Raw genomic sequence first — 11856 nt, 5'->3', positions numbered from 1 at the left:
GGTGTATTGCTTCACCCATTGGTTCCCCGCCTCCCAGCGTGGGCGCATCAACTCGCTGTTCTTCATGTCCATCGGCATCTGCGGTCTGATCGGCGGGCCGATCTCGGGCGCCATCATGAAGTTCATGGACGGCATCAGCGGCCTCGCCGGCTGGCAATGGCTGTTCCTGCTGGAAGGCATCCCCTCCGTGGTGCTCGGCTTCGTCGTGCTGATGGTGCTGGACGACCGGGTGGACGACGCCAAATGGCTGACCACGCATGAAAAGGCCCTGCTGAAGGCCCGCCTCGCCCAGGACCCCAAGGTGGGACACGCCCATTCCTTCGGCGCCGCCGTGCGTGAGCCGGTGACCTATGTGTTCTCGCTGATCTATCTCGGCCTCGCCATGGGCATCTACGGCATCATCTTCTGGATGCCCCAATTGGTGAAGACCGCCGGCACCACCGGCACCTTCGTCATCGGCATCCTCACTTCCCTGCCCTATCTGATCGCCCTCGCCTTGATCCCGCTGATCGCCCGCAGCTCCGACCGGTCCGGCGAGCGGCGCTGGCATCTCGGCGCGTGCGCGGTGGCCGGCGCGGTCGGCTATGTGATCTGCGCCGCGTTCGGCGACAGCCTGCTCGCGCTGCTGCTCGGCCTGACCATCGCAGCCACCGGCATCATCGGCTCGTTCGGCCTGTTCTGGCTGCTGCCGCAGCGGGTGCTTTCCGGCGTCGCCGCCGCCTCCGGCATCGCGCTGATCAATTCGGTCGGGCAGATCGGCGGCATCGTCGGGCCCTACATGGTGGGGGTGGTGAAGGACACCACCGGCAGCGCCTCCATGGCGCTGTATGTGATCGCCGCCGTGTGCGGCGCCTCGGCGGTGCTGATCATGTGGTGCCTGCCGCGCAAGCTCTATCTGCGCGACAAGGAGATCCGCAACACCGCCCCGTCCACCGACACGGGCGGGCTGGTGCCGCAGCCGAACGAGATCTAGAGCGCCCCCCTTCCTCCGGCTGGCGACAGCCCTCACGCCGCCGGCCTTTGAGCCGGCGGTGCCGTTCACAAGGGAGATGCCCGCATGTCGGGAACAGAACGCTTCAGCCTCGCGGGCAAGGTCGTCATGGTCACCGGCGCCAGCAAGGGGTTGGGGCGCGCCATCGCCCTCGCCTGCGCGGAATGCGGCGCCGATCTGGTGCTCGGCGCCCGTGGCCGCGCGCAGACCGAGGCGGTCGCCGACGAATGCCGCGCGCTAGGCCGCACCGCCTGGACCGGGGAACTGGACGTCACCCGCCCCGCCGCCATCGACGCCTTCGTCGCCGAGGCTTTGGCCGCCATGGGGAAGATCGACGTGCTGGTGAACAATGCCGGCATCACCATCGTCAAGCCGGCGATCGCGTTCACGCCGGAGGAATTCGACCGCATCAGCGACCTCAATTTCAAGGGCGCCTTCTTCGCCGCCACGGCGGTCGCCCGCACCATGATCGAACGCGGCATCAAGGGCGCCATGATCAACATCAGCTCCCAGACCGGCCATGTGGGCGCGCCGCTGCGCGCGGTCTATGCCGGCACCAAGGGCGCGCTCAACCAGCTCACCGCGACGCTCGCCGGCGAATGGGCGCCCCACGGCATCACGGTCAATGGCGTTTCGCCCACCTTCTCGCGCTCCGATATGCTTGAAAAGGCCATGGAGAATGCCGATTTTCGGGCCATGGTGGCCCGCGTTCCGCTCGGCCGCCCGGCGGAGCCGGACGAGATCGCCTCCGCCGTGGTCTATCTCGCCAGCGGGGCGGCACGCATGGTCACGGGTCACACGCTGCTGGTGGACGGCGGCTATACCGCAATCCGAAGCTAGCCCGCCATGCCCGGCCGCATCTGCCCCGTCCCGCCCGTGTTCCCGCCCCCTTCCACCCGGCCCCCCCGCGCGCCATCGGCGCGCGGCGGCGCCTGATCGAGGATTCCCAATGGCACCGACGCTGTTCACGCCTCTCGCCCTCGGCCCCTACGAACTCGCGCACCGGATCGTGATGCCGCCGCTCACGCGCATGCGCGCCGGTCCGGGCGGCGTGCCGCGTGCCCTCAATGTGGAATATTACGCCCAGCGCGCCACCAAGGGTGGGCTGATCATCGGCGAGGGGTCGCAGATCTCCCCCATGGGCCAGGGCATGCCGGGCACGCCGGGGATCCATTCGCCCGAGCAGATCGCCGGCTGGAAGCATGTGACCGATGCGGTGCATGCCAAGGGCGGGCTGATGTTCCTGCAATTGTGGCATGTGGGGCGCATCTCCCATTCCTCCCATTTGCCCGGCGGCGCGCTGCCGGTGGCGCCTTCGGCGATTGCGGCGGCGGGCAATGCCTTCACCTCCACGTTCGAGCGGGTGCCGTTCGAAACCCCGCGCGCGCTGGAGACCGACGAAATTCCCGCGCTGCTCGAATCCTACGCCCAAGCGGCGCGCAATGCGCTTGAAGCCGGCTTCGACGGGGTCGAGATCCACGGCGCCAACGGCTACCTGCTGGAGCAATTCCTTCACGCGCGCACCAACCACCGCACCGATGCCTATGGCGGTTCCATCGAGAACCGGGCGCGGCTGGTGGTGGAAGTGGCGCGGGCGGTGGCCGACGCGGTGGGCGCCGAGCGCACCGGCATCCGCCTGACCCCCTACGGCATCGCCAACGACAGCGGCGAGCCGGAGCCGCTGCCGCTCTACACCTATCTGATCGGCGAACTGGCCAAGGTGGGGCTGGCCTATCTCCATCTCATCGAGCCGCGCGCCAGCGGCGCCGGCCAGGCCGAGGTGGACCACAAGGGCGTGCCCTCGGCCGCCGAATTGTTCCGCTCCGTGTGGCCGCGCGTGCTGATCGCCGCCGGCAATTTCAAGCCGGAGGGGGCGCAGGCCATGGTGGCGGAGGGAACCGCGGATGCCATCGCCTTCGGCCGCCTGTTCATCTCCAACCCCGACCTGCCCGAGCGCATCCGCCTCGGCGTCCCGCTCACCCCCTATAATCGCGCGACCTTCTATGGCGGCGAGGCGGCGGGCTACACCGACTATCCCCGTCTCGGCGAAGCTGAAGCTGCCGAATAGCGGCGGGATTTCGGGCTTGCCTTCCCCATTGCGGGAGAGAGCGGCGCACGTGCGGGCTTGCCCTCCCCCCTTGCGGGGGAGGGATGGGAGGGCGGTGTCTCTCCGATCATCCAAGATCAGGCGGTCTTCACGGGCCGCCCAGCCCTCCCGCCGCAGGGTTGGCGCGGGCGGAACCATACCCCCCTCCCCAGCCCTCCCCCGCAAGGGGGGGAGGGAGCGCGGCTGGCGGGAGTGGCGAGACGCGGCTATGTCCGGCCCCACAAGACCGACCCCGCACCATAAATCCCCTCTCCCGCTTGCGGGGGAGGATTAGGGAGGGGGCCGGGAGTGGCGGTGCCGAACAGGAGCGCCTGCGATCGGCCCGCTCAAGCCGCACGGCGCAGGGCGAAGGATTTGCCATCCGGGGAGGAAACGAGCCCCATGCGGAACAGCGCCAGCAGCACGTCGGCCACCTGCGCCCGCACCTTGGGGCCGGGCTTGAAAACGGCGGCGATGGCGGGGGCATCCAGCGGGGCGATCGCCTCGAACAAGGCGGCCGGGTCCGGCGGCGCCAGCCCCAGGATGGCGCACAGCTCCGGCAGGAACATCGCGTAATTCGCCCGCTCCTACCCGCCCTCGCGATCCTGCCATCGCGCAATCAACGCCTCGACCGCCGAAATCATGCCCGCTCCCCGCCTTCGGATGCGACACTGGGGAAAGGGATGCCGGGCGGCAACCGGAGGTATTATATCCGGGTCAAATTTCGAAGCAGAGCGGCGCGATGTACGGCGGCGGGGCGAAAATCATCCGCGTGGAGAACATTTGCGCGACGTTCTGCGGAACACGCGGAGAATTTCGGCTCTTCCGCGATCTACCCCGGCTTTTCCGGCCGGTTCTTCCGCCAAAAAATGCCGTGGCGCGCCCTAGGGGAGGGCATCTCTGGTGTACCATGAACCGTTGAAACCATTGGTATCACTTGATTAATGGCGCGAATTTGGTGTACCAAGTTGGTGTACCGCTGGTGTACTTCGTGGTGTACCGGCGTGCCCTTCAAGGTATCTGAATGCGTCAAGACAAGAGCCATCTAGAGTTCCACGGGCGCCAGTGGCGGGTCCGGCTGAAGGTTCCCAAGGAGGCCCAAGCGGTCCTCGGGAAGTCCGCCCTCGTGGTTCCGCTCCACACCGACAGCCTCGCTCGTGCCAACCTGCTCAAGTGGCAGGTGATCGCCGACCTCAAGGACAAAATCACAAAAGCTCTCCGCGAGGCCGCTGCAAAGGCTGCTGGAGGTGATCCTTTGGTGATGGAAGGGATGGAGTGGCGAGCGGCCATTGCCGGTGAGGAAGGCGAATCGTCATCCCTCTATGCCGACCTTGCCGCCGATAGAGCCGAAGAACTTGAACACCGGCACGGCTATGAGCGAGCCAAGGCTTTCCACGATATCGCCACCGGCAAGGCAACCCCAATTGAAGCCCTGGTGGATGCTTGGCTTGTCGAGGCGAGCTACGCGGGGCGCACGGAGGCGGCACGTAGGCAAGCGGTTCGCCGCTTATTGGCGTGGTGCCAAGCTGCCCACATTCCTCCAGTGGTCGAGACGCTGACTCGGAGGGTCGCGGGCCGGTTCGTGTCCGAAGTGTTCGTGGCTAAAGGGGCCGACCCGGCCACCGCGAATAAGCTCATCACCGGCCTCTCCGCCTTCTGGGGATGGCTCATCAAGCGCGGCCACGCCTCGGAGAACCCTTGGTCAAGGCAGGCCCTGAAGCCCCGCAAGGCTCGTAATGAGGACGGGGAAGCGGCGAAAAGACCGTTCACGGATGCGGAGGTCGGGAAGATCCTTGCTCATGTGACGGGGCTATATGCCGACCTGTGCACATTCGCCGCACTCTCCGGGATGCGCTTGGGAGAGATTGCCGACTTTCGGGTTCGGCACGTTCGCGATGGGGTCATTCGCATCGCGCAGGGCAAGACCGACGCGGCGTCTCGTGATGTTCCGGTGCATTCCGCCATCACGGGGATGATCGCCTCCCGCTGCGCGGGGAAGGAGCCGGATGCCTACCTGTTCCACGAACTGCCCGAGCAACGGAACACAGCGAGGTCGCGAGGGGCTCCGGTGTCTCAAGCCTTCACCCGCATCCTGAGAAGGCTGGAGTTGGATGACATCATTCCAGGGCGTCGGCAGGCCCGGACGGATTTCCACTCCTTCCGGCGCTGGTTCATCAGCAAGGCCGTGAAGGCCCTGGAGAACGGGGCCACAGGTTTCACGGCTTGGACCGTGGCGGACGTGGTGGGTCACTCCAACGAGGCCGGACCGCTTGGAATGACCATGGGCCGATATCCGGGGCCTGCGGGGATTGAGCCGAGGAAGGCGTGTGTGGAGGCAGTGAGGTTGCCGTGAGGCTCTCTCAAGATCAACCTTGCGAGTAACCTTCATCGACCCATCCCACCCATCGGTTGCCTCCCGGACCGAATGGCCAATGTGCCAACCATCACTCCGCACTGAAGAAGCTTTTGCCGGTGATGCCAGCCTTGTCGAAGAAAGCCTGGTTGCGGTCGCGGGCGTCCCTGAGCAAATCGTCCCACCCAATGAGTTCAATCGACCCGCGGAAGCCATCGTTGGGTCGATAAATCCTGCCCCTGCCGTCCGCCGTCCGTTGCCAGGAGAACGTCCACTCGTCGAGCTTTCCGACGATGTCGGCGACGATGAAGCAATAGAAAATGGTGTTCCGGTCGAGTTGGATTGGGCGGCCACGCACGTCGGTCATCGTGCCGGACTGTAACCGCCGCACGTACCGCTCGACCTGAAGTTGGGGATTCTCGTCATTGTCGTAGCTTGTCCGTCCCGGTCTCTTGAACTCGACGAGGAGGACCTTCGACGGATGCTCCTTTTGACGAAGCCCGTGCACGTGGTCGAAGATCAGGACATCGGGCCGGTCGTCGCTCGTCGCAGCGTCCGACAGCGCGGAAAATTCGACGTCCGAACTAAAATACTGGGCGAATGCGAGCCGCTCGTCGACGATCCAGAGGTCATGGGACGCGGCAGGCTCTACCTTCTTGCCTTTGCCGGTGATCGTGCTTACCCGCATCGGACAAATGAAGGAGTGGAGTACGTCTTCGCGCTGGTACGTGGAATCCCGAACGTCGTCGCGGACTTTTTCCAGCAGGATAGCGATGAAATCGAGAACTACCTTGCGACGCACGATATACTCGGCGAGGCTTCTCTGCTCGGCCTCTTCGATCGCCCGCCCGGCGTCCTTAATGGCCGTCCCGAACGAGTCCGCAGTGACGTCGTCGTCCTTCAGGCGGGTCAGGACCGACCGGATCTTGTCAGCCTGCTTCTCATCGCGTCGAAACCGCTCGCGGGAGAGGTGTCCGTAAATGGCATCCTCCTTCAATTCTCCTGACGGAACTTTGTCCTGAAGCTCGTCGACGTCCCCAAAGGCGACGGAGGGATAGGTAGCAGTTATAGATTCGATCTTCGCCTTCTGCTCGCCCTTCAACTTGGCCAGGGGGCCCTCAAGGAACTTTTCGATGTGCGGCCAGCACACGTCGTTGATCATCTTCTCAAGGACAGCGTCCTCGAACTGGAATTTGGTGCGCTCCTGATTGACATGTTTGTCGAGGAACGACCCTGTCAAGATGGCGTGAAAGACGAGATTGTCGGCTGGACCGAAATATTTCAGGCCGAGTTTGCCGTCGATGCTCTGCGAATGGACGGTCCGGTCGTGGGCGATAAAGTGAACGAAGTGTGAACCTTTCAAGTCTGCGCTGGCGATCTTTTCGCACTCCATCATCGTCAGCTTCAGCTCGCCAAATTCCTCGGTCAGGAGCTTTTCTTTGGTTTCGGTACGGTGGACGATCTCGCTAATCGCCTGCGGGTAGACACGCGTATCGTCGCCGACGTGAACGGTGATCAGCGGGCAGCGCCTCCCGATAAACGTCGGTAGGAAGTGAGAGGTCAGGTGCTGGAACACGTAGTTCCCACGCCCTGGCCACTTGTCCCGATAGCCGTTGTCCCGCAACCCTCTAAACTCGACGAGAAAATAGGGAGTCGGGCGAGAGGTGTCCTCCAATGCCTCGTTCTGGAACTGGTTTTCGAGGTCGAGGACGAAATTGAAAGTTCGTCGCTTCAAGCCCGAACCGTCCAGAAAGGCCGAATCGACGCGGATGTCGGAAAAACAGTCCAGCCACATGAGCCGGCCGACTCCCTTGCCGCCCATCTCGATCTTGTTGTCGGTGTCGGTAGTTACGAATGCGTCCCAATTCTTCTCGTTCAACCCGTGACCGTTGTCCTCGACTATCGCTGAGACCGCTTCCTTCCTGCGATCGGTCTGCACCGTCACGATCACGCTGCCATTTTCTGCGACGGCGTCTCCATACCGCGACTGCGTCGAGTGGATGGCGTTGCTGATCGCCTCGAACAGCGGCTGCAAGGCATCCGCCACGTTCGCCGGCTTCGGCAGGCGTGCAATGCGCTTAACCAGGTTCGGGCGAAGGGATGTCACGGGGGCACCATAGGCTGGATTTGGCTGAGGCGGGAACGCGTCATTCGTCTTTAAGGGGGTGATCGTGTCAATTGCCCTCGGACCACAAACTACTTAGTGCTGCGCTTCACTCGTCGCATCGCGGAAGCTGGCCAAGCCATTTGCCTCCGCTGCCTCCTCGAACTCTTTCAGAGCCTCCGCATCGGTGGGGAATAGCTCCTCCCACACGTAGCTCCGCCTTCGTCATCCACAACCTCAAGCGCCCAGCCTTCCGCGCTCCGCGCAATCCGGTAGATGCACACTTCGACGGTGACGTCATCTTTGGTGACAAATCCGCTCAGCGGGGAGAGTTCGATTTCTGGATCGTTGTCGTCATCGGTCATTTCCGGTCCCTCATCCGCACACCGGGGCCATAGCCATTCTGGTCGATGAATATTACGCCGGCGGCTTCAAGGGCGCTTTGGATGACTGAGAGGTTCGCCTCGGTGATGGAAGGTACGCCGTCCGTACCTTCGGCCCGCCGCACGGTGGCCACTCCAAGCTTGGACTTCTCCGCGAGTGTGTCAGCGCTCCATCGAATGAGGCCTCGGGCAGCGCGGATTTGAGCGCCTGTGATCAATTTCATATCTCCTGATTGACAAGCGATCAAATTATTCAGATGATCGGTTTCATATCAGTTAAGACGTTCCCAATCAACGAGACCATTCCGATGCCGACACACCTTGTCGCGGCAAACGCTGCCGTCTTGCTCAATCTCCCCCACGCACTCCCATCGCATCCCCGAGGCGCCCGCCTAGACGCCATACCCGCCGACATCATCTCATGGGACGGCTGGCGTCCTCTTGACTGGATCAACACGGACCCTGCCCCACCCTTGGGCTGGTACTCGGTTTTCCACTGGATCGCCCTGACGGAGCCGGGGTTGTTCGAGTGCTTTTGCGATCCCGCCCACACGCTCTTCCACGAAGAACAGGAGGAGGCCAAGTGCCTGACCAGGGCCGAAGGATCATCGCCCATCAAATGGCCGGCGCCTCGAAAGATGCAGGAGGTGGGCATCAAGTCCGTATGGCTGATTCCCGACCCGATCCTGCGGGACCTGTTCCGGGAGCCGTGAGGGAAAGGCCATGGAAAATACAACGCTTCTGAAGGAGCGCTCCCAGTCTCCCACCGGCCCCTTGGAACGCCCTTACGATATGGAGGGGGAAGTGGTCGGCTGGGCATCCGCCCTTAGTTGCTGGGCACCGCCGTGCAGCTATGCGGCGCTCGGCTTAACCGCCATGGGCGCGGATCGGGGGCGGGTTCTTGCCCGCCTCCTGCCTGTGCATGGGGATGAGGAGGACGGGTAGCCCCCCCGCCATCTAGCCCAATGGGCGTAGCGCATCCCTGATCTTTGCTGCCAAAGCCTCTTCGGACAATTCACCCGCCGCCAACGACAGCCATGTGGTCACCGCCGTGGCGTCGTCCATGGCCAGCTCATACCCGTTGAAGTCGAGGAAAAGTTCCGTAACGACGAAGGAGGTGCGCTTGTTCCCGTCCACGAACGGATGGTTCTTGGCCAGCCCAAAGGCGTAGGCGGCAGCGAGTGCGGCTATGTCGGGGGTGCCGTAGTGGAGAAGGTTCCGGGGGCGATCCAGTGCCGCCTCCAGCGATCCTTCATCCCGCAGGCCCTGACCGCCCCCGTGTTCTGACAGTTGCTCGTCATGGATGGCCAGCACAACAGCCTTGGATATCCAGCGGGGTTGATCCACCTACTTCGCCAGCTCCCGCAGGACGTTGCGGCGTTTCTTCATGATCTGCCGCGCGGCTTCCATCTGCGCCTCGAACTCAGGTTCGTAAGGCGTGAGGCGGTAGCCATCCGGCGTTTCGGTCAGATAGAGGGTGTCACCTTGGCTCACCTTCATGCGGGCCAGAACTTCCTTGGGGAGCACGGTGCCCACGGAGTTCCCAATCTTCGACAACTTCAATGCGACCATCTCCCGGCCTCCAGCATGTCCGTTGAACGTCTCCCCATCGCGGTAGACGTACGAACATATGTGCTAACGGAGCGGGTATGGCAAGTGTGGAGTGATACAGATGCCCACGTCATCACCGATGACATCCTCCCCATCACCGGCCGCACCGGCGGTGAGCGGCTCACCATGTCCTCGCGGGAGATCGCAGAGCTTCTCGGGAACCGGCATGACAAGGTGAAGCAGTCCATCATACGGCTCGCCGAGCGTGGCGTGGTCGTCCATCCCCCAATGGGGGAGGAACACTTCAAGGACGCCCTCGGTCGCCCTCGCTCGGAAATCGTCTACCGGCTCGACAAGCGCTCCAGCCTGATCGTGGTCGCCCAGCTCTCCCCGGAGTTCACCGCCCGCGTTGTGGACCGCTGGCAGGAGCTGGAGGCGCAGGTGGTGGCGCCCCGGCCGAAGCTCCCGGACTTCACGAACCCCGCTGGTGCTGCGGGCCATCCGCAAGGACGGCGCCTACATCCTTGGCAGCATGTTCGGAGAGTGGCGTTTACACCTGTAGCGTGATATTTTCTTTGAGATGTTTTCTGACTTCTTGAATTATAACAAATATAGGCGGCCAAGTTGAGTGCATATGATAGTGAAGCCATGCTCCGTTATGTAACTGCAAAGGGCTATATCCAGTCATGCAAAATTATACTCTACAGTGAGCACTATGAAAAAAATCAAACTCTTACACTTTTGCCAATGCATATGCTGGCCGGTTTTTCGATAGAGTTGTATTTTAAGGCATGGCTCTTGGGTGCCGGCGTTGAGTCGGCGAAGGTAAAAAAATACGGACATAATATTTTTAGTTTGTTTTCCGATGTCAAGAATATTGGATTTCCATATATTAACGGGATAGATGCTCTCGTAGAGCAATTTTCTGGAGGTCATTCAGATTTTACTTATAGATATATCGAATCTGGCGCTGTTGTAAGGAATACGCACTGGCCAATCGCGTTGAAGGTGTTTGATGATCTAGACACGAAAGTAGACACTTTCTTGGGAGCGAGCGCCCAGTTCGGTCTCCAGCCGGGTCATTAAAGCGAAAGGCTTCAGCTCGGCTTCCATAGCGTTGAACTCGGCGATGTAGGCCAGCTTGAACTGGAGTGCCTTGGCCCCGGTGAAGCCCATGGCCAGAAGCGTGAAGCCGTCGCGGTCCATGTCGAAGCAGCAGATAACGCTCAGTCGAGTCATTGTAGGAGCTGGGCCGAAAATTCGGCTGAGTGGTCGGAACCGCTTGGTAGGGGCACAATCCAAAATTGGATGATGCCTCGGAGCCCGCTTCATCATGATCCGAGTATGGTTGCACACCAGCCTAACCCTGGACATCTGGTGGACTTAGGTTGCACCCGAGCATAACTGGGGACGCCTCCCCCAAGCGCTGTATTCCAGATGCCTACCCTCCTGCCGTGGAAGCGCCACGTCAGCGCTCCGGCACACCCAAGGCTCCAAAGTTTCAAGTGGGACGAGAGCTTAAGCCATTGCTCATGTCCTGATGCCTGAGGAGCGCCTTCCCCCTCCCTTCCAGGAGCGTGGAGAGGCGCCACCTTGCCCCCGATACCCTTGCTTGCGCTCTCGCTGAGGTGAGCCCGCCCAGCAAGGGCATCGGGGGCGCTTTCTCTTTCACCAATACCCCTTCGCGCTCCGACCGCCGGTAGTGGTCGTTGCAGCGCTCCCGCCAGCCCCTCCCGTTGGCCCCGTGCAAGCGGGCTTTTCCTTTCACCGCGACCACGAGGCGGGCGGGAGGGGCTGGCATCCGCATTTCCATTCACCAGCAACGAAAGGAATTCCATGCTGGACACCGCCGCTGCCTTCAATGAGGCATCGAATGCCGCGTGAAGGCGCATCCGAACTGCACCTAGAACTACTTGAAGAGGGCCGTCCCGACCCATGGCGCCCCCGTCGCCGCGTCCCGAATCCATGGGCGGGCATCGTCAATGACCCCGACGACCCGAACACCATCCCGATCGTGAAAGTAGGTAAGGACGGGCACGGATGGGCGAACAGCCGCGACGTTGCCGCGTTCTTCGGGAAGCAGCACAAGAACCTGCTTCGCGACATTGACGCGCTGACCGCAGACGACCCGGCATGTCAGCTCAATTTTGAGCTTACATCGGAAACCGTTGCCATGCCTCGCGGCGGTACCCGTCAGGAACCCGCCTACCTTATGGACCGCGACGGCTTCACCCTCCTCGCCATGGGCTTCACGGGCAAGAAAGCGCTCCAGTTCAAGCGGGCCTACATCAAGGCGTACAACGCTTTGGAGGCACAGGTTATCGCCGACCTGAAGCGGAAGGCGCAGGCACAGCGTATCGCTGATGCCGTCGCCATGGCCAAGGCTAC

The 11856-nt window shown here is 62.5% G+C and carries 14 protein-coding genes; 8 read left to right on the top strand and 6 right to left on the bottom strand.

Annotated features, from left to right (window positions below; all coding sequences use genetic code 11):
• From V5F77_RS27430 to V5F77_RS27420, 3 genes are all read left to right on the top strand, one after another.
• Window positions 1-973 (top strand): MFS transporter (locus V5F77_RS27430; RefSeq protein WP_429008249.1); only part of this gene is annotated, 973 nt, incomplete at its 5' end.
• Window positions 974-1057: 84 nt separating this feature from the next.
• On the top strand, window positions 1058-1831 hold the full coding sequence (locus V5F77_RS27425; RefSeq protein WP_429008248.1) for an SDR family NAD(P)-dependent oxidoreductase: 774 nt from the start codon (window positions 1058-1060) through the stop codon (window positions 1829-1831).
• Between the two features lie 109 nt (window positions 1832-1940).
• Window positions 1941-3059, top strand: a complete 1119-nt coding sequence (locus tag V5F77_RS27420) for an alkene reductase (protein WP_429008247.1) — start codon at window positions 1941-1943, stop codon at window positions 3057-3059.
• Window positions 3060-3424: 365 nt separating this feature from the next.
• Here V5F77_RS27420 and V5F77_RS27415 read toward each other — a convergent pair whose 3' ends face one another.
• Window positions 3425-3646, bottom strand: a complete 222-nt coding sequence (locus V5F77_RS27415; RefSeq protein ID WP_429008246.1) for a hypothetical protein — start codon at window positions 3644-3646, stop codon at window positions 3425-3427.
• Between the two features lie 455 nt (window positions 3647-4101).
• Between V5F77_RS27415 and V5F77_RS27410 the strand changes: the two genes are divergently transcribed.
• Window positions 4102-5430, top strand: a complete 1329-nt coding sequence (locus V5F77_RS27410; RefSeq protein ID WP_429008245.1) for a tyrosine-type recombinase/integrase — start codon at window positions 4102-4104, stop codon at window positions 5428-5430.
• A gap of 91 nt (window positions 5431-5521) precedes the next feature.
• Here the strand turns inward: V5F77_RS27410 and V5F77_RS27405 are convergent, their stop codons facing one another.
• Window positions 5522-7537 carry an ATP-binding protein gene (locus V5F77_RS27405; RefSeq protein ID WP_429008244.1) on the bottom strand — a complete coding sequence of 672 codons (2016 nt, stop codon included), beginning with the start codon at window positions 7535-7537 and terminating at the stop codon, window positions 5522-5524.
• Window positions 7538-7704: 167 nt separating this feature from the next.
• Window positions 7705-7899, bottom strand: a complete 195-nt coding sequence (locus V5F77_RS27400; protein WP_429008243.1) for a hypothetical protein — start codon at window positions 7897-7899, stop codon at window positions 7705-7707.
• A 539-nt stretch (window positions 7900-8438) separates the two neighbouring features.
• On the opposite strand from V5F77_RS27400, the gene V5F77_RS27395 reads away from it, so the two are divergent.
• Together V5F77_RS27395 and V5F77_RS27390 are read left to right on the top strand one after the other, a co-directional pair.
• Window positions 8439-8630 carry a hypothetical protein gene (locus V5F77_RS27395; RefSeq protein ID WP_429008242.1) on the top strand — a complete coding sequence of 64 codons (192 nt, stop codon included), beginning with the start codon at window positions 8439-8441 and terminating at the stop codon, window positions 8628-8630.
• A gap of 10 nt (window positions 8631-8640) precedes the next feature.
• A complete protein-coding gene (locus V5F77_RS27390; RefSeq protein WP_429008241.1) occupies window positions 8641-8862 on the top strand; it encodes a hypothetical protein in 222 nt (73 codons plus the stop codon).
• Between the two features lie 12 nt (window positions 8863-8874).
• On the opposite strand, the gene V5F77_RS27385 is transcribed toward V5F77_RS27390, so the two are convergent.
• Together V5F77_RS27385 and V5F77_RS27380 are read right to left on the bottom strand one after the other, a co-directional pair.
• Entirely contained in the window at window positions 8875-9264 is a 390-nt protein-coding gene (locus V5F77_RS27385) for a type II toxin-antitoxin system death-on-curing family toxin (RefSeq protein ID WP_429008240.1), read from the bottom strand.
• Window positions 9265-9489 carry an AbrB/MazE/SpoVT family DNA-binding domain-containing protein gene (locus V5F77_RS27380; protein ID WP_429008239.1) on the bottom strand — a complete coding sequence of 75 codons (225 nt, stop codon included), beginning with the start codon at window positions 9487-9489 and terminating at the stop codon, window positions 9265-9267.
• An 84-nt stretch (window positions 9490-9573) separates the two neighbouring features.
• On the opposite strand from V5F77_RS27380, the gene V5F77_RS27375 reads away from it, so the two are divergent.
• Window positions 9574-10035, top strand: a complete 462-nt coding sequence (locus V5F77_RS27375) for a Rha family transcriptional regulator (RefSeq protein ID WP_429008238.1) — start codon at window positions 9574-9576, stop codon at window positions 10033-10035.
• A gap of 453 nt (window positions 10036-10488) precedes the next feature.
• Here the strand turns inward: V5F77_RS27375 and V5F77_RS27370 are convergent, their stop codons facing one another.
• Window positions 10489-10674, bottom strand: a complete 186-nt coding sequence (locus V5F77_RS27370; RefSeq protein ID WP_429008237.1) for a Rha family transcriptional regulator — start codon at window positions 10672-10674, stop codon at window positions 10489-10491.
• A 667-nt stretch (window positions 10675-11341) separates the two neighbouring features.
• Here V5F77_RS27370 and V5F77_RS27365 point away from each other — a divergent pair.
• On the top strand, window positions 11342-11856 hold a 515-nt coding region (locus V5F77_RS27365; RefSeq protein WP_429008236.1), incomplete at its 3' end, for a Rha family transcriptional regulator.

Origin of the sequence: Roseixanthobacter psychrophilus (assembly GCF_043195195.1) — a bacterium.
GTDB lineage: Bacteria > Pseudomonadota > Alphaproteobacteria > Rhizobiales > Xanthobacteraceae > NCEH01.
This window is presented reverse-complemented; position numbering and strand designations above follow the sequence as displayed.